Origin of the sequence: Pseudomonas corrugata (genome assembly GCF_001269905.1) — a bacterium.
Taxonomy (GTDB): domain Bacteria; phylum Pseudomonadota; class Gammaproteobacteria; order Pseudomonadales; family Pseudomonadaceae; genus Aquipseudomonas; species Aquipseudomonas corrugata.
Map to the genome: position 1 here is coordinate 1 of NZ_LHVK01000027.1, position 22,093 is coordinate 22,093.

20 protein-coding genes and 1 pseudogene are annotated in these 22,093 nt (G+C 61.0%); 9 read left to right on the top strand and 12 right to left on the bottom strand.

Going from position 1 to position 22,093, the window contains the following annotated elements; all coding sequences use genetic code 11:
- Nucleotides 1-378 (bottom strand): OprD family outer membrane porin (locus AD665_RS24765; RefSeq protein WP_155514798.1); only part of this gene is annotated, 378 nt, incomplete at its 3' end.
- 398 nt (nt 379-776) lie between these two features.
- Here AD665_RS24765 and AD665_RS28280 point away from each other — a divergent pair.
- A pseudogene (locus AD665_RS28280) lies at nt 777-935 on the top strand (DUF6124 family protein); the annotation flags it as partial.
- A 62-nt stretch (nt 936-997) separates the two neighbouring features.
- Here the strand turns inward: AD665_RS28280 and AD665_RS27650 are convergent.
- The 4 genes from AD665_RS27650 to AD665_RS24790 all read right to left on the bottom strand — a co-directional run bounded on the left by AD665_RS27650 (nt 998) and on the right by AD665_RS24790 (nt 7,183).
- A complete protein-coding gene (locus AD665_RS27650) occupies nt 998-1,141 on the bottom strand; it encodes a hypothetical protein (protein WP_053194265.1) in 144 nt (47 codons plus the stop codon).
- A 259-nt stretch (nt 1,142-1,400) separates the two neighbouring features.
- Nucleotides 1,401-2,858 (bottom strand): AdeC/AdeK/OprM family multidrug efflux complex outer membrane factor, encoded by a 1,458-nt coding sequence (gene adeC, locus AD665_RS24780; protein WP_024780673.1) that lies wholly within the window; start codon nt 2,856-2,858, stop codon nt 1,401-1,403.
- The gene (gene emhB, locus AD665_RS24785) at nt 2,855-6,010 is read right to left on the bottom strand and encodes an efflux RND transporter permease subunit EmhB (RefSeq protein WP_024780674.1); all 3,156 of its coding nucleotides are present in this window, start codon (nt 6,008-6,010) and stop codon (nt 2,855-2,857) included. The genes adeC and emhB overlap by 4 nt, the downstream gene beginning before the upstream one ends.
- A 3-nt stretch (nt 6,011-6,013) precedes the next feature.
- Nucleotides 6,014-7,183, bottom strand: coding sequence for an efflux RND transporter periplasmic adaptor subunit (locus tag AD665_RS24790; protein ID WP_024780675.1), 1,170 nt, complete (start codon nt 7,181-7,183; stop codon nt 6,014-6,016).
- Nucleotides 7,184-7,470: 287 nt separating this feature from the next.
- On the opposite strand from AD665_RS24790, the gene AD665_RS24795 reads away from it, so the two are divergent.
- Nucleotides 7,471-8,103 carry a TetR family transcriptional regulator gene (locus AD665_RS24795; protein WP_024780676.1) on the top strand — a complete coding sequence of 211 codons (633 nt, stop codon included), beginning with the start codon at nt 7,471-7,473 and terminating at the stop codon, nt 8,101-8,103.
- A gap of 143 nt (nt 8,104-8,246) precedes the next feature.
- On the opposite strand, the gene AD665_RS24800 is transcribed toward AD665_RS24795, so the two are convergent.
- The 4 genes from AD665_RS24800 to AD665_RS24815 form a co-directional block, all read right to left on the bottom strand.
- On the bottom strand, nt 8,247-8,759 hold the full coding sequence (locus AD665_RS24800) for a hypothetical protein (RefSeq protein WP_081357983.1): 513 nt from the start codon (nt 8,757-8,759) through the stop codon (nt 8,247-8,249).
- Nucleotides 8,760-9,096: 337 nt separating this feature from the next.
- Complete coding sequence (locus tag AD665_RS24805) at nt 9,097-10,146, bottom strand: alkene reductase (protein ID WP_041021127.1); 1,050 nt, start codon at nt 10,144-10,146, stop codon at nt 9,097-9,099.
- A 32-nt stretch (nt 10,147-10,178) separates the two neighbouring features.
- Nucleotides 10,179-11,345 (bottom strand): MFS transporter, encoded by a 1,167-nt coding sequence (locus AD665_RS24810; RefSeq protein WP_053194267.1) that lies wholly within the window; start codon nt 11,343-11,345, stop codon nt 10,179-10,181.
- Between the two features lie 12 nt (nt 11,346-11,357).
- The gene (locus AD665_RS24815; RefSeq protein ID WP_003198672.1) at nt 11,358-11,660 is read right to left on the bottom strand and encodes an ArsR/SmtB family transcription factor; all 303 of its coding nucleotides are present in this window, start codon (nt 11,658-11,660) and stop codon (nt 11,358-11,360) included.
- 165 nt (nt 11,661-11,825) lie between these two features.
- Between AD665_RS24815 and AD665_RS24820 the strand changes: the two genes are divergently transcribed.
- The gene (locus AD665_RS24820; protein ID WP_024780680.1) at nt 11,826-12,410 is read left to right on the top strand and encodes an acyl carrier protein phosphodiesterase; all 585 of its coding nucleotides are present in this window, start codon (nt 11,826-11,828) and stop codon (nt 12,408-12,410) included.
- A 113-nt stretch (nt 12,411-12,523) separates the two neighbouring features.
- Here AD665_RS24820 and AD665_RS24825 read toward each other — a convergent pair whose 3' ends face one another.
- Both AD665_RS24825 and olsB read right to left on the bottom strand, forming a co-directional pair.
- Nucleotides 12,524-13,315: a lysophospholipid acyltransferase family protein gene (locus AD665_RS24825; protein ID WP_053194268.1), complete on the bottom strand. Its 792-nt coding sequence runs from the start codon at nt 13,313-13,315 to the stop codon at nt 12,524-12,526.
- Nucleotides 13,315-14,070: an L-ornithine N(alpha)-acyltransferase gene (gene olsB / locus AD665_RS24830; RefSeq protein ID WP_024780682.1), complete on the bottom strand. Its 756-nt coding sequence runs from the start codon at nt 14,068-14,070 to the stop codon at nt 13,315-13,317. Before olsB ends, AD665_RS24825 begins: the two co-directional genes overlap by 1 nt.
- Before the next feature lie 155 nt (nt 14,071-14,225).
- Between olsB and AD665_RS24835 the strand changes: the two genes are divergently transcribed.
- The 5 genes from AD665_RS24835 (at nt 14,226) to AD665_RS24855 (ending at nt 18,784) form a co-directional block, all read left to right on the top strand.
- On the top strand, nt 14,226-15,098 hold the full coding sequence (locus tag AD665_RS24835) for an acyl-CoA dehydrogenase middle domain-containing protein (RefSeq protein WP_024780683.1): 873 nt from the start codon (nt 14,226-14,228) through the stop codon (nt 15,096-15,098).
- 189 nt (nt 15,099-15,287) lie between these two features.
- Complete coding sequence (locus tag AD665_RS24840) at nt 15,288-16,382, top strand: serine hydrolase domain-containing protein (RefSeq protein ID WP_053194269.1); 1,095 nt, start codon at nt 15,288-15,290, stop codon at nt 16,380-16,382.
- On the top strand, nt 16,379-16,690 hold the full coding sequence (locus tag AD665_RS24845; RefSeq protein ID WP_024780685.1) for a hypothetical protein: 312 nt from the start codon (nt 16,379-16,381) through the stop codon (nt 16,688-16,690). Before AD665_RS24840 ends, AD665_RS24845 begins: the two co-directional genes overlap by 4 nt.
- Before the next feature lie 344 nt (nt 16,691-17,034).
- Nucleotides 17,035-17,625, top strand: a complete 591-nt coding sequence (locus AD665_RS24850) for a YceI family protein (RefSeq protein WP_053194270.1) — start codon at nt 17,035-17,037, stop codon at nt 17,623-17,625.
- 1 nt (nt 17,626) lies between these two features.
- On the top strand, nt 17,627-18,784 hold the full coding sequence (locus AD665_RS24855; protein WP_024780687.1) for a phospholipase D-like domain-containing protein: 1,158 nt from the start codon (nt 17,627-17,629) through the stop codon (nt 18,782-18,784).
- Between the two features lie 132 nt (nt 18,785-18,916).
- Here the strand turns inward: AD665_RS24855 and bglX are convergent, their stop codons facing one another.
- On the bottom strand, nt 18,917-21,208 hold the full coding sequence (bglX, locus tag AD665_RS24860) for a beta-glucosidase BglX (protein ID WP_024780688.1): 2,292 nt from the start codon (nt 21,206-21,208) through the stop codon (nt 18,917-18,919).
- Between the two features lie 247 nt (nt 21,209-21,455).
- Between bglX and AD665_RS24865 the strand changes: the two genes are divergently transcribed.
- Nucleotides 21,456-22,064, top strand: a complete 609-nt coding sequence (locus tag AD665_RS24865) for a LemA family protein (RefSeq protein WP_024780689.1) — start codon at nt 21,456-21,458, stop codon at nt 22,062-22,064.
- Nucleotides 22,065-22,093 lie beyond the last annotated feature (29 nt).

Below are 22,093 nucleotides of genomic sequence, written 5' to 3' on the forward strand. Positions count from 1 at the left end.
GGCCTTGAGGGCGACACCCAGGCGGCCGAAATCATCGGCCGGGCGGCCGTCATCGTGCACCGGCAACAACTGTGTTCCTGTGGTGCCGCGACCGCCATCGAGCTTGATCGAATACAGGCCCAGCACGTCCATGCCGAACCCCACCGTGCCCTGGGTGAAACCGGACTTGGCGTCGAGGATGAAGCTCTGGGTCCATTCCTCGGCCTTGCCCTGGGCGTTGTTCGGGTTGGTGAAGTTGCGGTTGAAGTAGGCATTGCGCAGGGTCAACGTGGCCTTGGCGTCGTCGACAAATCCCGACTCTGCGGCCAGGACAGGCAGGGCAGAGCCGGCCAAGGCAACCGCGATGAGGCTGGGGAACAAATGTTGTGTGGACTTCATGGGCGTGTCTCTGTTTTTTATGGATGAAAAGAGCCGTTGCCGCAAACCTGGGGTTGCAGACGGAACGGTGGAGTCGAGGGGAAATAGCTGAGGATCAGCCGGGCGAGGCGGGGCGTGTGGTCATGGCGAGGAACCTGTCGTTCTTGTTATGTGTGAGGGATGGTGAAGGGCAGGCCGGGATCGCTTCAATTGGCGATAAACGGTTTTGGGCGATTATCGAACGGCAAAAACACCTGAGCTCAACCCAAAAACCTGTGGGAGCGAGCCTGCTCGCGATAGCGGCGTGTCAGACAACACAGCTGTGCCTGGTCCTCCGCTATCGCGAGCAGGCTCGCTCCCACAGTGGATTGGGGTGCTCCCAAATCCAGCGTCTACCCCCCAGTTCGGTGGGAGCGGGCTTGCTCGCGAAAGCGGTGGGTCAGCTTGCATCCGTGTCGAATGTGCCGACGCCTTCGCGGGCAAGCCTGCGGCGGCATGTCTCATTGGGCGTGGCGCAGATGATTGAATTGAGTGAGCTATTGGCTAATCGTGCGTTGGATATCGTCGACCCGCGTTAGCCAAGTGGGGTTTATCCCCCAGCTGGGCTGTGGGAGCAAAGCTTGCTCGCGATGGCAGTACTTCAGTTGGTCACCGCGTTTTGGCTCTTGCTTTTGATCTTGATCTTGATCTTGATCTTGAATGCCCCATTAACCACGCTGGCTGAACGCAGGCATTGCGCAGTGGGCATCCCGGCATGGATGCCGGGATAGCCGCGCTGGGCCATGGATGGCCCTTCGCGGCGGGCACACCGAGCGTAGGCGAGGTGCCGAGTGGTGGGGCCAGCGTTCTTTGCTTACTTTCTTTGGCGTTTGAAAGAAAGTAAGTCGCCGTCAGGGCGAAACCCTAAGTGGCCGTTACCGCAGCAATGGATATGTACTCAGTAAACAAAACCCCGGCCGCCTTGCTCCCACACAACCCTGTAGAAACCCAAACACGAAGCCCACCTCTCGGTGGGCTTCGTGTTTCAGCGTTCAAGCATCAAGTCAGAACAATTTCATCTTCGGTGCTTCTTCTTTCACCGGCTCGTTCTTGCCGGTCTCGGCATTCCAGCCGCCACCCAGTGCCTTGTACAGATTGACCTCGCTGGTCAATTGCGCCAGGCGGTCGGTGATCAGCGATTGTTGGGCGCTGAACAGCTGGCGTTGGGCGTCGAGGAAGGTCAGGTTGCTGTCGACACCAATGCGATAGCGACGCTCGGCCAGACGGTAGTAGTCCTGGTTGGCGGCGACGAAGTCGGTCTGGGCCTGCAACTGTTCGTTGTAGGTCTGGCGCGCGGCCAGGCCGTCGGAGACTTCCTGGAAGGCCGTCTGAATCGACTTCTCGTACTGAGCGACGTTGATGTCTTTCTGGATCTTGGCGTAGTCCAGGCTCGCTCGCAGGCTGCCGGCGTTGAAGATCGGCAGGTTGATCTGCGGGGCGAAGGTCCAGGTACCGGAGCCGCCCTTGAACAGGCCGGACAGGTCCGGGCTCAACGTGCCAGCGTTGGCCGTCAGGCTGATACTCGGGAAGAACGCGGCCCGAGCGGCACCGATGTTGGCGTTGGCGGCGAGCAGGTTGTGTTCGGCCTGGAGAATGTCGGGACGACGTTGCAGCAGGTCCGACGGCAACCCGGCCGGCACTTCGCTGAGCAGATCATCGCTCAGCGGTTGCGAGTTCAGGTTAGCCGGCAGGCCGGTGCCCAGCAGCAGGGTCAGGCTGTTTTCGTCCTGGGCCACCTGGCGGGTGTAGCGGGCCAGCTGTACGCGGGCGTTTTCCACTGCCGTGCGCGCCTGGCTCAGATCAAGCGCCGAGGCGACGCCAACATCGGCGCTGCGCGTGGTCAGCTTGAGGCTCTGCTCGTAGGTTGCCAGGGTTTCCTGGGTCAGCTTGAGCAGTTCCTTATCGGCCTGCCAGGTCAGGTAAGCGTTGGCGACGCTGGCTACCAGACTGATCTGGGTGCTGCGGCGGGCTTCCTCGGTGGCGAAGTAGCTTTGCAGCGCTTGCTCGCTCAGGCTGCGAACCCGACCGAACAGGTCCAGTTCATAGGCGCTGATGCCCAAGGTGGCCGAGTAGGAGCTGCTGATGGCCGCTTCACCGGTTTGCGAGGCCCGTGCCGGTACCCGCTGGCGGCTGCCGGAACCCGTGGCCGAGACCGCCGGGAACAGGTCAGCCCGCTGGATGTTGTACTGCGCGGCGTAGGCATCGATGTTCAGCGCCGCGACGCGCAGGTCGCGGTTGTTCTCCAGGGCGACCTGGATCAACTGTTGCAGGGCAGGGTCATGGAAAAACTGCTTCCAGCCCTGTTCCGCGGCAGCCTGACCGGCCGCCTTGGCCGGCTCGTAGGCCGGGCCTTGCGGGTATTGCGCCGCGACCGGTGCTTCGGGCCGCTGATAGTCGGGGATCAGCGAGCAGCCGCTGAGCACGACGGCGGCGATGGTCAGAGAGAGTAGCGACTTGCTCATTGCCCAGCCTCTTTAAAAGTTTCAGGGGTGTCGTCCTGCTTGCGACGACCTATCGACGATATGGTCACGAAGAACAGCGGCACCCAGAAGATCGCCAGGACGGTGGCGGTGATCATCCCGCCGATGACCACGGTGCCGATGGCATGCTGGCTGCCTGAGCCTGCGCCTGTGGAGATCGCCAGAGGGACGACGCCAAGGATAAACGCGAGCGAGGTCATGATGATCGGCCGCAGTCGCATCCGGCAAGCCTCGATGGCCGCCTCCTGCAGGCTCTTGCCATGCTCGTGCAATTCCTTGGCGAACTCGACGATCAGAATGGCGTTTTTCGCGACCAGGCCGATGGTGGTCAACAAACCCACCAGAAAGTACACGTCATTGGAAAGACCGCGCAAGCTGGTGGCCAGCAATGCACCGATGATCCCCAACGGCACCACGAGTACGATCGCAATCGGAATCGACCAGCTTTCATAAAGCGCAGCCAGGCAGAGAAACACCATCAGGATCGACAGGGCGAACAGCGCCGGCATCTGGGAGCCTGACAGTCGTTCTTCATACGACAGGCCGGTCCAGGAAATACCGACACCGGCCGGCAGCTTTTTGGCGATGGCTTCGACTTCGGCCATCGCTTCACCCGTGGAGTAACCCGGAGCCGGGGTGCCGAGCACTTCCATCGCCTCCACGCCGTTGTAACGGGACAGCTTCGGCGAGCCATAGATCCACTCGCCCTTGGCGAACGCGGTGAACGGCACCATGGTTCCCGCGCTGTTGCGCACGTACCACTTCTGCAGGTCTTCGGGGCTCATGCGAGCGCCTGCCTGTCCTTGGATATACACCTTCTTCACCCGACCACGGTCGATGAAGTCGTTGACGTAGCTACTGCCCAGGGCAATCGACAGCGTGTTGTTGATATCTGAAATGGTCACGCCCAGTGCGCTGGCCTTTTCGTCGTCGATTTCCAGCTGGTATTGCGGCTCGTCGTTCAGGCCGTTCGGACGTACCTGGGCCAGTACCTTGCTTTGGGACGCCATCCCCAGGAACTGGTTACGCGCTTCCATCAACTTCTGATGGCCAACGCCGGCACGATCCTGCAGGAACACGTCGAAACCGGTGGCGTTACCCAACTCCAACACCGCCGGTGGGGCAAAGGCGAACACCATGGCATCGCGGAAGGTGAAGAAATGCTGCTGGGCGCGGGCAGAGATCTTGAACACGCTGTTATCGGCGTTACGCTCTTCCCACGGCTTGAGCATGATGAACGCCATGCCCGAGCTCTGGCCGCGGCCGGCGAAGTTGAAGCCGGTCACGGTGAATACCGAGGCCACGCCATCACCTTCACCGCCATCCTTACCTGGACGCAGCAGGTACTCACGCATCTTGTCCACCACCACTTGGGTGCGCTGGGCGCTGGATCCGGCTGGCGTCTGGACCTGGGCAAACAGCACTCCCTGGTCTTCCTCGGGAAGGAACGAGGCCGGAATACGCATGAACAGCCAGATCATGCCGACGACGATAATCAGGTAAACCAGCAGGTACGGCGCTTTATGGCGCAGGATATTGCCGACACCCCGCTCGTAGCTTTGCACGCTGCGATCGAAGTTACGGTTGAACCAGCCGAAGAATCCACGTTTCGCCACGCCATGCTCACCCTTGGGAATGGGTTTGAGCATGGTCGCGCAGAGTGCCGGGGTGAAGATCAGCGCCACCAGTACCGACAGGGCCATGGCCGAGACGATGGTGATGGAAAACTGTTTATAGATCACACCGGTGGAGCCGCCGAAAAACGCCATCGGCAGCAGTACCGCCGACAGCACCAGGGCAATACCCACCAGGGCACCCTGGATCTGGCCCATGGACTTCTTCGTCGCCTCCTTGGGAGACAGGCCTTCCTCGCTCATCACCCGCTCGACGTTTTCCACCACGACGATGGCGTCGTCCACCAGCAAGCCGATGGCAAGCACCATGCCGAACATGGTCAGGGTGTTGATGCTGAAGCCGAACGCCGCGAGGATGCCGAAAGTACCCAACAGCACCACCGGCACCGTCATCGTGGTGATGATGGTGGCGCGGAAGTTCTGCAGGAACAGGAACATCACCAGGAACACCAGGGCGACTGCTTCCACCAGGGTTTCCACCACCCCTTTGATCGACTCGCTCACCACTGGCGTGGTGTCGTAGGGGAACACCACTTCCATGCCTTGCGGGAAGAACGGCTTGAGGTCATTGATGGTCTTGCGCAGGGCCTTGGCCGTGTCGAGGGCGTTGGCGCCGTTGGCCAGTTTGACTGCCAGACCCGAGGCCGGGGCACCGTTGAACTGGGCGCTGATGCTGTAGTTCTCGCCGCCGAGGCCGACATCGGCGACGTCACCGACGCGCACTTGCGAGCCATCCGGATTGACCTTTAGCAGAATCGCCTTGAACTGCTCGGCGGTCTGCAGGCGGGTCTTGCCGATGATAGTGGCGTTCAGTTGCTGGCCGGGCAAGGCAGGCAGGCCACCGAGCTGGCCGGACGACACCTGGACGTTCTGCGCGGCGATAGCGGTTTTGACGTCCACCGGGGTCAGGGCATAGTTGTTCAGCTTGGCCGGATCGAGCCAGATCCGCATCGCGTACTGGGCGCCGAAGACCTGGAAATCACCGACACCGGCAGTGCGCGAAATCGGATCCTGCATGTTGGACACGATGTAGTTGGACAGGTCGTCCTTGGTCATGCTGCCGTCACGCGACACGACGCCGATCACCATCAGGAAGTTTTTTACTGACTTGGTCACGCGGATACCCTGCTGCTGCACTTCTTGCGGCAGCAACGGGGTGGCCAGGTTCAGTTTGTTCTGGACCTGAACCTGCGCGGTATCGGAGTTGGTACCCTGCTCGAAGGTCGCGGTGATGGTCATGCTGCCGTCGGAGTTACTCTCCGAGGACACATAACGCAGGTTGTCGATACCGTTGAGCTGCTGCTCGATGACCTGGACCACGGTGTCCTGCACGGTTTGCGCGGATGCACCCGGGTAGGTGACCTGGATCGCGATGGCCGGCGGCGCGATGCTCGGGTACTGGTTGATTGGTAACTTGAGGATCGAAAGAGCCCCGACCAGCATGATCACCAGGGCAATCACCCAGGCGAAAATCGGACGGTCGATAAAGAATTTCGACATGGTTTACTCCCCTTTGCCGCCGGCTGCTTTGTCAGCTGCCTGAGCGGGGGCCGGGTTCTTGGTGGCTGTGCTGGTGCTCACGTTGGTGGCTTCGGTGGCCTTGACTTCAACCCCTGGCCGTACGTACTGCAGGCCTTCGGTGATCAGGCGATCGCCGGCCTTGAGCCCGTCTTCGATCAGCCACTGGCTGCCGACGGTGCGACTGGCCTTGAGCTGACGCAGTTCGACCTTGTTGTCCGGGCCTACCACCAATGCGGTCGGCATGCCCTTGAGGTCGCGGGTCACGCCCTGTTGTGGCGCGAGAATCGCCGCGCTGTTCACACCGGCCTGCAATTGCGCATGGACGAACATGCCCGGCAGCAGGGTGTGGTCAGGGTTGGGGAACACGGCTCGCAAGGTGACGGAACCAGTGGTCTGGTCGACCGACACTTCGGAGAACTCCAGCTTGCCTTCGTGAGCGTATGGACTGCCATCTTCCAGAGTCAGCTTGACCATGGCGGCGTTGTCGCCAGCCTTCTGCAACCGGCCGCTTTCCAACTCACGGCGCAGTTGCAGCAGTTCGACCGAACTCTGTGTCACGTCGACATAGATCGGGTCCAACTGCTGGATAGTTGCCAGGGCGTCGGCCTGACCGTTGCTGACCAGCGCGCCCTCGGTTACCGAAGAACGACCGATGCGGCCGGAAATCGGTGCATAGACCTTGGTGTAGCGCACGTTGATCTGGGCGGTTTGCAGGTTGGCTTCCGACTCGAGGCGGTTGGCCATGGCGGTGTCGAATTCCTGGCGGCTGACGGCCTGTTCATCCACCAACTGCTTGTAGCGATCGGCGATGGATTTGGTCGATCGCAGGTTGGCCTCGGCGCTCTTGAGGGTCGCTTCGTACACGGCCGGGTCGATCTGATACAGCTGCTGGCCGGCCTTGACGTCGGCGCCTTCCTTGAACAGACGCTTGAGGATGATGCCGTTGACCTGTGGACGGACTTCCGCGGCACGGAACGCGCTGGTCCGGCCGGGCAACTCGGACGTCAAGGTGAAAGGCTGGGTTTTGAGGGTTACGACGCCGACCTGAGGGGGTGGAGCGGCGGGGGCCGCCTCTTCCTTTTTGCATCCGCTGAGCAGTGATGTCAGGGCGATGGCGGTAACCAGAGCGGTAACAGCTGGCTTGAATTGCATGGAAATCCTCGGGTCAGGCGCGCAACAGGCGCACTCGAAAGGTGGAAGGTTAAAAAGGCAGCATTATTCAACGATAAAAAAAGGCAGCATTTTTCAATTAGTAGGTTGCTAAGAAATATACTTACGTACATGGTTGTTTGTAAACAGCCAAATTGCGTACCATCCAGCTTTACAAAAGCCTGACAAAGGCCCTGTTGACCGGAGACGCGCTCTATGCGCAAGCGTTCTCTATTCGCTCAGCTGACCTTACGCATTGCTGATGCATCCTGATTGAGGTGTTTACTGCCATGGTTCGTCGTACCAAAGAGGAAGCCCTGGAGACTCGCAGCCAGATACTCGAAGCGGCCGAAAAGGCCTTTTTCGAGCGTGGCGTGGCGCGCACGACGCTGGCCGACATTGCGACCCTGGCCGGTGTGACACGCGGGGCTATCTACTGGCATTTCAGCAACAAGGCGGATCTGCTCCAGGCCATGCTCGACACCTTGCATGAGCCGCTCGATGATCTGGCCCGTGCCAGTGAAAGTGAAGAAGAGCTGGACCCGTTGGGCTGCGTCCAGAAGTTGCTGGTGCGGTTGTTCCAGCAGGTGGCCCTGGATCCGAAAACCCGACGCATCAATGAGATTCTTTTCCATAAGTGCGAGTTCACCGATGAGATGTGCGATTTGCGCCAGCAGCGGCGCGAAGTCAGCCTCGACTGCAATGTGCGTATCGCGCTGTCGTTGCGTAATGCAATGAAGCGTGGACAGTTGCCGGGTGATCTGGACCCGGAGAGGGCAGCGGTTGCCCTTCATGCCTATATCGACGGCATCCTCTACCAGTGGTTGTTGGTCCCCGACAGCTTCGCCCTGGCTGGTGAGGCCGAGCGCTGGGTGGACATCGGGCTGGATATGCTGCGCCTGAGCCCCAGCCTGCGCAAATGAAACAAAATGCGTAATTGCGTCGATATGTGTCAATAGCGGATAGCACATACCCCGTCGGACTTTCAGCCCGACGGGGTACTTTATAGATGAACCGCAGGCAGATTGGCAGCGCGTAGGTCGCTACCGCCTACCGACCCTCTGGTCTATTCGACGATCAGGCGGACGGTGTAGTTGAAGGGCGGCTCGAGCATTTTTCGGGTGATTTCTGTTCTGCAAGTGAACTGGCCATTGCCGGTGTAGTTCGCTCGACTTTTCCAGTCCGGCTTGTAACTGGGTTCCAGGGCGCCAATAACGATGGGCGCCTGGAAGCGGGTTTGCATCTGGCACTCGAAATTGAAGTTGCTCATTTTGTAGTTGAGAACGAGTTCGATAGGTTTGACTTTTTTCAGCGTGGGCTGCCAGCCGGATGTTGGGTAAGTGTAATTTCTTTGGTGGGCCACACGGAGAATGTAAGTTGATTTTGGCAGTACGTCATGAGCACTTAAGGGGAAGTCCGCGTCTTGCGCTGGGTCAGTCAACAAGTTGGTCATGTTCAATGTGCCGCGAGTATTGTTTTTGATTTCCACGGTGACTTCGGTGGCGGCCATGGTATGGGCAACCATGGTGGTGCCCATTATCAGTGCAGGGATAAGATTTTTCAGGGGGTTCATAGTCATGGGTCTCTCATGAATGCAGGGCTCGCTGAAGCCTGCATGCGTTGGGCGTGTATGCTGTTGTGTTTGATCAAGTCAATGTTGTTGCTGATTTCCATTGATCAGCGTTTTGAATGTTTTCTAGAAATAAATATATATAAGCGTCAGTCCTTTGAGTGGGGCAGGTGTCGTTCGGGTTTTATTATTGGCGTTGTTCGAGGCGGGAATCCATAGTGAGCAGGTTTTGTCTTGTTATTTGATATTTCGGCTTTGAGTGAATAATGCAGGCTTAAAGTGGATAGGCATAAAAAAGCCCCGGCTCTTTCGAGTCGGGGCTTTTCAGTAGGGGCCGTTCTGAAACTTACATTACCGGATAATCGATATAACCCACCGGGCCTTTCCCATAGAAGGTTTCCGGGCGTGGCTCGTTCAGCGGAGCATCGGCTTTCAAGCGTGCCGGCAAGTCCGGGTTGGCAATGAAAGGCACGCCAAATGCCACCGCATCGGCCTTGCCTTCAGCCAGCCAGGCATTGGCGCTGTCCTTGGTGAAGCGCTCGTTGGCAATGTACGGGCCGCCGAAGGCTTGCTTGAGTTGCGGGCCGATGCTGTCGTCGCCTTCCTTCTCGCGGGAGCAAATGAACGCGATGCCACGCTTGCCCAGCTCGCGGGCTACATAGCTGAACGTTTCCAGGCGGTTCTCATCGCCCATGTCATGGGAGTCGGCACGTGGCGCCAAGTGCACGCCAACCCGGCCAGCGCCCCAGACTTCGATGGCGGCGTCAGTCACTTCCAGCAACAGGCGAGCGCGGTTTTCCAGGGAGCCGCCGTAGTTGTCGGTGCGCTGGTTGGTGCTGCTTTGCAGGAACTGGTCGAGCAGGTAGCCGTTGGCACCGTGGATTTCCACGCCGTCGAAACCGGCGGCCTTGGCGTTCTCGGCGCCTACGCGGTAGGCGTCGACGATGTCGGCGATTTCAGCGGTTTCCAGGGCCCGTGGCGTCGGGTAATCGGCCAATGGACGCACCAGGCTCACATGGCCTTTAGGCTGTATGGCGCTGGGTGCCACCGGGGTTTCGCCATCCAGGTACGACGGATGGGAGATCCGGCCGACGTGCCACAGTTGCAGGAAGATCTTGCCGCCGGCACCGTGGATCGCCTTGGTCACGTTGGACCAGCCGCGCACCTGGTCGTTGGACCAGATGCCCGGGGTGTCCGGGTAGCCCACGCCCATTGGCGTGACGGAGGTGGCCTCGCTGAGGATCAGGCCGGCGGAGGCGCGTTGCACGTAGTACTCGGCCATCAACGCGTTGGGCACGCGGCCTGCGTCGGCGCGGCAGCGGGTCAGTGGCGCCATGATGATGCGGTTGTTCAGCTCGATGTCGCCGAGTTTGATCGGGTCGAAAATAGTCGTCATGAATTACAAGCCTCGAAAGTGGAAGGTAGAAGTCAACGAGTTGCCGGAGCCAGGTCGGGGTTAGCGCTCTGGCGGAAAGTAATCAGGGTGGTCAACAGCGCCAGTACCGCCAGCGCACCGGCGGCCAGGGGGACGGTGGTCAGGCCCAGGCCCTGGTCGATGACGCTGCCGCCGACCCAGGCGCCCAAGGCGTTGCCGATGTTGAAAGCGCCGATGTTCAGGGTGGAGACCAGGTTGGGCGCCTCTTTGCCGAAGGTCACCACGTTGACTTGCAGGGCCGGTACGGCCGCGAAGCACGCGGTGGCCCAGAGGAACAGAGTGATTTCGGTCGGGATCAGCGCCACGCTGGTCCAGCTCAAAATGGTGGAGACCACGGCCATGGTGATGAACACACCGATGAGCGTATTCGCCAGGCTCTTGTCCGCCAGCTTGCCGCCGATGATGTTGCCCAGGGTCAGGCCCAGGCCGATCAGCACCAGGGTCCAGGTCACGCCACGGGGCGACACGCCGGTGACTTCACCCAGCAACGGGGCGACGTAGGTGAACAGGGTGAACACCGAGGCGGAAAACAGCGCCGTCATGCCCAGGGACAGCCACAGGCCCGTTCCCTTGAGCGCCACCAGTTCCGAGCGCATGTCGAGCTTTTCTTCATCGCGCTTGGCCGGCAGGAAGCGGATCAGACCGATCAGCGCCACCACGCCGATGAGGGTCACGGCCCAGAAGGTCGAACGCCAGCCGGCTTCCTGGCCCAGCGCCGTACCCAGCGGGACGCCGAGCACGTTGGCCAGGGTCAGGCCGGTGAACATCAGGGCAACGGCCGAGGCACGCTTGTTGGGCGCCACCAGCCCGGCGGCCACCACCGAACCGATCCCGAAGAAGGCGCCGTGACACAAGGCGGTCACGACCCGGGCGAACATCAGCACGTTGTAGTCGCTGGCAATGGCGCACAGCAGGTTGCCGATGATGAAAATCCCCATCAGCGACACCAGGGCGGCCTTGCGCGGCAGCCGGGCGGTGGCCAGGGCCATGAAGGGAGCACCGATGGCCACGCCCAGGGCGTAGCCGGTCACCAGCCAGCCGGCGCCGGGTATCGATACACCCAGGTCAGCCGCCACATCGGGCAACAGGCCCAGGATGACGAACTCGGTGGTGCCGATGGCGAAGGCGCTCAGGGCCAGGATAAGGAGTGAGAGGGGCATGGCGAATCCTTGTCAGAGCTCTTGGCTCATTTGCTTGAGGAACTGCTGGATCACTTCCTCGTTGCGTTTGAAGAAGTGCCACTGACCGACCTTCTGGCTGGTGATCAGCCCCGCCCGTTGCAACACCGCCAGATGGGCCGACACCGTGGACTGCGACAGGCCGCAACGCTGGTCGATCTGTCCGGCGCAGATGCCGAATTCGTGGTTGTGCAATTGTTCAGGGAACTGGACCTTGGGGTCTTTGAGCCAGTTGAGGATGTCTCGCCGTACCGGGTGTGCCAGTGCTTTTATTATTTCGTCGAGGTCGAGGGTCATAAGGGCAGTTCGTAGTGGGTTCAGAGGGATAGAACGCTATATCGCGATGAGGCGAACTTTAAATCGTTATTTCGCGATATACCAATATGGATTTGATCTGAATCCCGAACGAATCGCTATATCGGGTTATAACGATATTGGCGTGGCGGTGCTAAGCTGCACCTCATGAACTACCTCGCGCATCTGCACCTCGGCGGCTCCGGCCGGGAACAACTGCTCGGCAGTCTCTATGGCGACTTCGTCAAGGGGCCGCTGCAAGGCACCTATGACCCACGGATTGAAGCAGGCATTGCCCTGCATCGACGCGTCGATCAGTACACCGACCAACACCCGCTGGTAGATACCGCGTTGTCGCGTTTTTCCACGGTACGGCGACGCTACGCCGGCATCGTGCTCGACGTGTTTTTCGACCATTGCCTGGCCCGGGATTGGGTGCTGTATGGCGACGGGGCACTGGCGGACTTCACCTCCCGAGTGTACCGGGTGCTGGCCGACGAACCGCAGTTACCGGGACGCCTTGCGCACATCGCGCCCTACATGGCCGCAGATGACTGGCTGGGGTCCTACCAGGAATTCGAGGTGCTCGGGCAGGTACTGCGGGGCATTTCCCGACGCCTGTCCCGACCGGAGGAACTGGCGGGCGCGATGGAGGAGTTGATCCGGCTCTATGAGCCGTTGAGCGAGGATTTCCGCTTGTTCTATCCGCAGCTTCAAGCGTTTGCGACGAACCCCGCCACGCCGCAAATCTAAATGTGGGAGCGAGCCTGCTCGCGATAGCGGTGTAACAGTCAATATCGCTATTGGATGTCAGACCGCTATCGCGAGCAGGCTCGCTCCCACAAGGGATTGCGCAAAGGTTTGGATCAAGCCGCAATGGCAGGACGCATCGGGGCCTGTTGCTTCTCGGGAACCGTACCGAACAAGGCCTTGTGCACCGCCTGCTGCGCCTGGAAGGCCAGGGCGGCACGTTCCTGTCCGTGACAGGTGATGGGTTGCAACAGGTGGATGTGCACATCACCCAGATCGTTGCTGAACAAGCGCATCAGATGCGACAACAAGTCGTCGTCGCCAATGAATGGCGCCAGCGAATCAGGCTCGCCATTGCGCAGGTAACGGATCGCCACGGGCTGCAACGCTACATCGGCATCAATGGCTGCCGACAGCAGGCGACCATGGAAAGTGCGCAACGAGCGGCCATCGGTGGTGGTGCCTTCCGGGAACATCAGCAGCGGATGAGCCTGTTCCAGATGACGACTCATCTGCTTGCGGATCAACTGGCTGTCACCCGAGCCGCGCCGGATAAACAGGCTGCCGGCCTTGGCCGCCAGCCAGCCGGCCACCGGCCAGGTGCGCACTTCGGCTTTGGACAGGAACGACAATGGCGTGAGCATGCCCAGCAGGGGAATATCGGTCCAGGACACGTGATTACTGACCCATAACATCGGCCGTTGTGGCAACTGACCGTGGACGGTGACGGAAAAGGGCAGGGCATTACTCAGACGAGCCATGAAGAATCTTGACCAACGCTGACGACGCATCATGGAGTTGGCATGTCCCAGGCGTTCGAACAGACCGAACACGCAGGCCATCGCCAGGCCCAGCGCTACCACCAGCAGCACTCGCGCGATACGCGCGTACACCCGTAACCGACTCATCACACCGCTGCCTTGAAGTGGCGGGCGTAGCGTGGGCAGAGGTCGTCGCGCTTGAGCAGGATAAACACGTCGGCCACCTGGAAGTCTTCGTCCCAGCACGGCTCGCCGCAGATCTTCGCGCCCAGGCGCATGTAGGCCTTGAGCAGCGGTGGCATTTCGGCGATGACGTTGGACGGTACATCGAGGGCAGGCAACGGTTTTTTCGGCACGGCTTGAAGGTGGTCGGTGCACAGGTAGCGCTCGCGCAGGCGCTGCATGATCGCCTGGGCCTGGATGCCACCATCCTGCATCGGAATGCTCGCGCACCCCATCAGGTAGCTGTAGCCGCCTTCGTTCAGGACTTCGGCCAGTTCACCCCAGAGCACCGCGATGGTGCCGCCGTTGCGGTAGGCCGGGTCGACGCAGGTACGGCCGATTTCCAGGATCGGACCCTTGAGGTGGATCAGGCCGTGGAGGCTGAATTCTTCCTCACTGTAGAAACGGCCCAGGCTGCTGGCGGCCTGGTGGTCGAGCAGGCGGGTGGTCGCCACGAGGCGGCCGGTGTTCAGGTCGCGTACGCCGATGTGGGCGCAGTGAACATCGTAGTCATCCATGTCCAGACCCATTTCCGCGCCCTTGAGCTTGGCGTTGAATTCGCCGCTGAAGACGTTGAAGCGCAGGGCTTGGGCTTCTTGCAAGGCTTGGGCGCCGACCAGGCGTTCGGCTTGCAGGCGGCGTTCATTGCCGGTGTCGCTGATGCGGGCGATCTGAGTCATAGCGAATCTCCGTGCGGGCTGTGCACCCGTCTTGGGGTTGAGCCAATCGACTTTCTTTATGCAGCCATGTTGTGCAAAGTCAGGCTATGTAGCCCCGGTGTCATCGCCATGAAGCTTCGGTGATGCTTATGTGACAGCCCTTCCAAGGAGCTCCCATGCCCTGGCAAACCCTGATTGAACATGCTGAACGACTGCCCGCCCAGCCGGACCTGGCCGAGGGCTACGCAACTTTGCTGCAACGCTTGGGGCCGGTGACGCCGTTCGAGTTGGCCGTGGCGGGTGCACGGTTGATGGCGACACCGGGGCTGGCGTTCCTGGTGGGTTATCAGGCGGCGTTGCGCGTGCTCTGGCCGAGCGCGCCCCGGAGTCTTGGCGCCCTGTGCGCCACCGAGCAACGCAGTCTGCGCCCGGCGGACCTGCAAACCCGCCTCAGCGATTTGCGCCTGAATGGGCGCAAGGATTTCGTCACCGCCGGCGACGCGGCCGAATGGCTGCTCATCGCCGCTCGCAGTGAAGGACCCGGTGAAACGCCGCGACTGAGCCTGGCGGTGGTCTATGCCGGTGAGCCGGGCGTAACCCTGGAGAAGCTGCCGGCGATCCCGTTGATGCCCGACATCAGCCACGGCCGCGTGTTGCTCGATGGCGCGCCGTGCGAGTTGCTGGCGGGGGATGGCTGGGACGCCTACGTCAAACCGTTTCGTACCCTGGAAGACATTTATGTGCTCAGCGCCATGACCGCCTGGCTGTATGGCGTAGGGCAGGAGTGCGACTGGCCGCAATCCTTGCAGTTGCGCCTGTTGGCGTTGTTGGCGGGGTGCGCAGAAGTGAGCCGCCATAACCCGTCCAGCAGCGTAGGGCATGTGTTGTTGGGCGGGCTTTTCGCGCAGTTCCAGGGCCTTGATGGCGAGTTGAATGAAGCGCTGGCCTCCGGGCCGGCGTCGTGGCGCGAGATGTGGGTGCGGGACAAAGCGGTGATGGACATGGCGGCTGGAGCTCGGGCGAAGCGGCTGGCCAAGGCGTTGGGATAGTCTTTTTTCGAGTGATAGCTAGCCCCTGTGGGAGCGAGCCTGCTCGCGATAGCGGAGTGTCAGTCACGTCAATGTCACCGGTCCGGTGCTATCGCGAGCAGGCTCGCTCCCACAGGGGACGACGCGGTCAGCAAAACTGTCATCAACCTAGACTAAGCTCGACAGGTTCAATCCTCCGAGCCCCACAGCATGTGCAAAGGCTGGTACCTGATTCCCATCCTGCTGTTCAACCTGAGCGTCCACGCCGAAGACTGGCCCGACGAGCAATGGCCAACCGGTCCGACGCCCGTCGGATCGGCCATCGAAGCCTTTGAGCAATACGCTTTTGCGCTGCGCGACGATGCCACCCGCCAAGGCATTCGCACTGACGCGCTGCTGGTGGTCCAGGACGGGCGCCTGGTCTATGAACGCTACGCCGGTTTCACCACCGCAGACACCCCGCACCTGACCTGGTCCATCAGCAAGAGCCTGATGGCGACGGTGTTTGGCGTGGCCTACGGTGAACAGCGGTTTGCCCTGCAGGATCCGGTAGCCAGGTATTACCCCGCGTTGAGCCACTCGCCGGACCTGACCCTGGCCGATCTTTTCCATTGGGCCTCGGGCCTGGACTGGCAGGAAGACTACGAATACGCACCGCTCCATTCCTCGGTGGTGGCAATGCTCTACACCCGGGGACGCCGCGACATGGCGGCGTTCACTGCGCAGCACGAGCGCTACCGTCCACCGGGGGAGTCGTTCCGTTATTCCAGCGGCGACAGCAACCTGTTGGCGGCGGCATTGAAAAATATCGTCGGCCCGGCGCGATACCCCGACTACCCCTGGACGGCGCTGTTCGAACCGCTGGGCATCCGCCATGCTGTCTGGGAAACCGATGCCAGCGGCACCTTTGTCGGTTCGTCCTACGCCTACCTCACAGCGCGCGACCTGGCCCGTGTCGGCTTGCTGATGCAGCGCGATGGCCGTTGGGGCGAGCGGCAACTGATACCCAGGGATTGGGTGGCGTTCAATCGCGAACCCTTCGCCCGGTTCCAGGCCGGCCAGGACGAGGCCGTGCCCGGCGGACACTGGTGGCTCAACCGCGCCGTCGACCCCACCCTCCGTCCCTGGCCCGATGCGCCGGCAGACACCTACGCCGCGCTTGGGCATTGGGGGCAGGCGCTGTATGTCATCCCCAGCGCCCGGCTGGTCATCGTGCGTTACGGCGACGACCGCGACGGCAGCTATCGCCATAACGAATTGCTCAAGCGCGTCATGGCGGCGTTCGCCGCGGCGGTGCAACCATGAGACGCAGGCCGTTGCTGACCTTGATGGTGGCGTTGCTTATCGCGCTGCTCAGTTGGATCTGGATCGATCGGGTGGCGCTGCGTGCATTCCCCGACATCATCAGCGCCTACACCGCCAAAGAGTATTGTTCGTGCCGCTACGTGATGGGGCAACCGGCGGAGTACTGCCGGGGCTACGTGAAGCAATCGGTACCCATCAGCGATTTTCTCGAAACTCCTGAAACGAAGCGCGTGACGGTCGCCGGGTTGGGGCGCAGCCACAGCGCGCGGTGGTTGGGGGAGCGGCAGGGGTGTCGGTTGGAACCATGAACTTGGTGCAACGCGAACCCAATATGGCAAGCGGATGGATCTGCGGCTAGGGGACTCATCTGTGGCTAGGGGATATTTTTCTGTGGCGAGGGGATTTATCCCCGCTGGGTTGCGAAGCGACCCCAGGATCTATCAGCCACTGCGATGAATCAGGCTGGACGCAAGGAGGGTTGCTTCGCAACCCAGCGGGGATAAATCCCCTCGCCACAGATGAGTCCTCTGCCACAGATAACTCCCCTAGCCACAAGGAGTCTGCTGGCCGGGTGATTGGTTAAACAGACAGTTTGCAAGCGTCCTCGGCCCGGTTAAGGTTCGCCACAGGTTTATCTGTCCTCCGAGTGTGTATGTTCAAGCGGTTTCTTTCCCTCGCTGTCGCGACTTTGCTGCTGGCCGGCGCTGTGCTGCCTGCCCGGGCCGACTGGTACCTGGACGGTGAGTCGTCAAGGTTGTCGTTTATCAGCAGCAAGAACGGCAATGTTTCCGAGGTCCAGCGCTTCCTGGTGTTGCATGGTCAGGTCCAGCCCAAGGGGTTGGCGCGGCTGGAAGTGGAGCTGGAGTCGATCAATAGCGGCATCCCCCTGCGAGATGAGCGCATGCGCGCCGAACTGTTCGACATCAAGCAGTTTGCCGAAGCCACCATCACTGCACAGATCGACCTGTTGCCGATTCAGGACCTGGCCAACGGCGCACAGCTGGAGCTGCGCCTGCCGCTGACTGTGGACTTGCATGGCAAACAACATGAATACAACGTCGAACTCCTGGCGACGCGGCTGGATGAGCGCCGCTTCCAGGTGGTGACCCTGGAGCCGGTGGTGCTCGACGCGGCAGACTTCGACCTGGCGCCGGGGCTGGAGACGTTGAGAGAAATGGCCGGGCTGTCGGCCATCAGCCTGTCGGTACCGGTGAATGCGGTGCTGATCTTCACGGCGCGTTGACATGAGTGGCCCGGTCTTTCCATGGCGTGAAGGCAATCGGTTCGAGCTGTTGATTGACGGCCCGCAGTTCTTTCCACGCATGCTCGTGGAAATCGCCCGTGCCCAGGAGCAAGTCGAACTGGAGCTGTACCTGGTGGAGGCGGGCGCCTGCGCCGAAGCGATGGTCCAGGCCCTTGTCCAGGCCGCTGAGCGCGGTGTCCGGGTGCGTTGCCTGTTCGATGACTACGGCAGCCTGGCGTTTACTCTTGGCCTGCGTAATCGTCTGATCGAGGCCGGTGTGGAACTGCGTTTCTACAACCGCCTGAGCTGGCGCCGCTGGGTGCTTAACTTCTACCGCGACCACCGCAAACTGTTGTTGGTGGACCAGCGTCTGGCGGTGGTCGGCGGTACCGGGGTGACCGACGAGTTCTGGAACCCTGTCGACGACCGCAGCGAGTGGCATGAAGTGATGGTGGAAATCGTCGGCCCGCTGGTGCTGGACTGGCAGATGTTGTTCGATCGCCAGTGGCTCGCCAACCGCCATCGCCAGGCCTGGAAGCCCGCTTCCAATTTCGGCCTGCCGCGTCTGCCCAGGGTTCCACCGGCGGGCGAGGGCATGGGCCGGGTGGCGTATGCGGATGCCCGTCAGCACCGCGATATCCTGCAATCATTGTCCCGGGCCTTGAACAGCGGCCAGAAACGCATCTGGATGGCGACGCCGTACTTCCTGCCGACCTGGAACGTGCGCCGATCCTTGCGCAAGGCCGCAGCCCGGGGCATAGACGTACGGCTGTTACTCACCGGCCCGCGCACCGACCATCCGTCCGTACGCTACGCCGGGCACCGGTACTACCCGCGCCTGCTCAAGGCCGGCGTGAAGATCTTCGAGTACCAGCCGTGTTTCCTGCACTTGAAGATGGTGCTGGTGGACGACTGGGTCAGCATCGGTTCCTGCAATTTCGATCACTGGAACCTGCGCTTCAACCTGGAGGCGAACCTCGAAGCCCTGGATTCCCGGCTCAGCCGTGCAGTAGCGGCAAGCTTCGAGCAAGACTTCACCCAAAGCCTGCAAGTCAGTCTCGACGCCTGGCAGCGCCGACCGTTGTGGAAGCGCCTCAAGCAGCGGTTGTGGGGGTTGGTGGATCGGTTGGTGGTGAATCTGCTGGATCGGCGGGGCTGATCCAGACACCCATAAACAACTGTGGGAGCGAGCCTGCTCGCGATAGCGGTGAATCAGTCAACCACTCAGTTGGCTGACATACCGCTATCGCGAGCAGGCTCGCTCCCACAGGGGAGTCATGTCGCTCTGGAGTCAGAGCAACTCAAAACTCTGCTGCTTCACATCCTGGGAGTCCAGGCCGATCTGCACGTTGAATTTGCCTGGTTCAGCCGCATACTTGAGCTGGGCGTTGTAGAACTTCAGGTCGTCTTCGCTGATGGTGAAGTGAATGACCTTCTTCTCGCCCGCCTTGAGCATCACCTTCTGGAAGTTCTTCAGTTCCTTCACCGGGCGGATGATCGAGCCGGTCACGTCCTGGATGTACAGCTGCACCACGGTTTCGCCGTCACGCTTGCCGGTGTTCTCCACGGTCACGCTGGCGTCGAGCTTGCCGGTCTTGTTCAGAGTGGTTGAGGACAGGGCCATGTCTGACAGGCTGAACTCGGTGTAGCTCAGGCCGTAGCCGAACGGGTACAGCGGGCCGGTGGTGTCATCGAAGTACTGCGAGGTGTAGTTGCCTGGCTTGCCCGGGGTGAACGGACGGCCAATGCTCAGGTGGTTGTAGTAGGTCGGAATCTGACCCACCGAGCGTGGGAAAGTGATTGGCAGTTTGCCCGACGGGTTGTAGTCGCCGAACAGCACGTCGGCGATGGCGTTGCCGCCTTCGGTGCCGCTGAACCAGGTTTCCAGGATCGCATCGGCCTGCTGCTTTTCTTCCCGCAACGAAAGCGGACGGCCGTTCATCAGTACCAGCACCAGCGGCTTGCCGGTGGCCTTCAGGGCCTTGATCAATTCGCGCTGGCTGGCGGGGATGTTCAGGTCGGTGCGACTCGACGACTCGTGGGACATGCCCCGGGACTCACCCACGGCGGCCACTACCACATCGGCTTGCTTGGCGGCTTCTACCGCTTCGTCGATCAGCACCTGCGCCGGGCGCGGATCGTTCACCACTTCCGGTGCGTCGAAATTGAGGAAGTTCAGGTAGTCGAGCACCTTCTTGTCGCTGGTGATGTTGGCGCCACGGGCGTAGATGAACTTGGCGTCACCGCCAAGGGCACGGCTCATGCCATCGAACAGGGTGACCGACTGCGCAGGGCGACCGGCGGCGGCCCAACTGCCCATCATGTCGATCGGTGCCTTGGCCAGCGGGCCGACCAGGGCGATTTTTGCGTTCTTCTTCAGGGGCAGGGTCTGGTTGCGGTTTTCCAGCAGGACCATGCTGCGGCGTGCCACGTCGCGGGCATCGCTGCGGTGCAGTCGGCTTTCGGCGTAGGTGTCGGCCGGGTCATCCTCGGCCTTGCCGATGCGCAGGTACGGGTCTTTGAACAGCCCCATGTCGTACTTGGCGACGAGCACTTCACGCACGGCGTTGTCGATGTCGCTCTGCTCGATCTCGCCGGATTTGAGCAGTCCAGGCAATTCCTTGCCATACAGCGAGTCGTTCATGCTCATGTCGATGCCGGCCTTGATCGCCAGTTTTGCCGCTTCGCGGCCGTCCCGGGCGACGCCGTGCTTGATCAGTTCGAAGATGGCGCCATGATCACTGACGGCCAGGCCCTTGAAGCCCCATTCCTTGCGCAGCAGATCGTTCATCAGCCAGGTGTTGGCCGTGGCCGGCACGCCGTTGATGGAGTTCAACGCGACCATCACTCCGCCGGCACCGGCATCGATGGCGGCGCGGTAAGGAGGCAGATAGTCCTGGTACATTTTCACCGGGCTCATGTCCACGGTGTTGTAGTCCCGGCCGCCTTCGACGGCACCGTACAAGGCAAAGTGCTTGACGCTGGCCATGATGCTGTCGGCCGCGTTGGCGCCGCTGCCCTGGAACGCCTTGACCATCACCCCGGCAATGCGCGACACCAGGTAGGTGTCCTCACCAAAGCCCTCGGAGGTCCGGCCCCAGCGTGGGTCACGGGAAATATCGACCATCGGCGCGAAGGTGATGTCCAGGCTGTCGGCCGCGGCTTCCTTGGCGGCGATGCGGCCGGAGTGGTAGATGGCGTCCATGTCCCAGCTCGAAGCCAGGGCCAGGGGAATAGGGAAAATGGTGCGGTGACCGTGGATCACGTCATAGGCGAAGAACATCGGGATCTTCAACCGGCTGCGCATGGCCGCGTCCTGCATCGGGCGGTTTTCGGCGCGGGTGATGGAGTTGAACGTGCCGCCGATGTTGCCGGCGGCGATTTCCTTGCGGATCATCTCCCGGGGCATTTCCGGGCCGATGCTGATCAGGCGTAACTGGCCGATCTTTTCCTCGAGGGTCATTTGTTTCATCAGGTTGCTGATGAAAGCGTCCTTGTTCTCTATGGGGGCTGGCAGGTTGTCGGCTAATACGGATTGACTGGCCAGACTGACAAACAGGCCCAGCAAACACAGCTTCTTCATGAATAGTTTTCTCGCAGGCCCAAAGGCGGTAATCAGGACACGCCGTCAGCCAAAATGTGAGGAGTGGCTATTGTTGTTCGGTCAAATGCAGCACACTTTCGAACCCATGGGGCTGAACTTAGTTTCGCACCGCGCATCTTTTAGCCCATCGATCCGTTTCAATCCAGTGTGGCGGCAGATTATGCCCCAGACACTGGGGATAGGTGGTCGTGTTTTCCAATGTAAAGGCAAGGGAGAGCTTCACCTGATGAATCTACGAATGAACCACCGAAGCGGCTTGCAAATGCTGGCCCTGATGCTGTTCACCTCGCTGCTGGCCGGCTGCGGAATCAACACTATTCCGACCCTCGACGAACAAGCCAAGGCTGCCTGGGGTCAGGTACAGAACCAGTACCAGCGCCGCGCCGATCTGATCCCGAACCTGGTGGAAACCGTCAAGGGCTATGCCGAGCATGAGCAGGAAACCCTGACCGCCGTCATCGAGGCGCGGGCCAAGGCCACCTCGATCCAGGTCGATGCCAGCACTCTGGACAACCCTGAGAAACTCAAGCAGTTCCAACAGGCCCAGGATCAGTTGACCGGTGCGCTGAGCCGCTTGATGGTGGTGTCCGAGCGCTATCCGGACCTCAAGGCCAACCAGAACTTCCTGGCGCTGCAATCGCAGCTCGAAGGCACCGAGAACCGTATCGCCGTGGCCCGCCGCGACTTCATTCTGGCGGTGCAGAAGTACAATACCGAGATCCGGACCTTTCCGGGGCGGTTGTGGCACAGCGTGATGTACAGCGACCTGCCGATCCGCGAAACCTTCGAGGCCACTAGTCCCGACGCCGAAAAAGCGCCGCAGGTGAAATTCTGATCGATACCCGGCAGCCTGAAGCGTTGTGG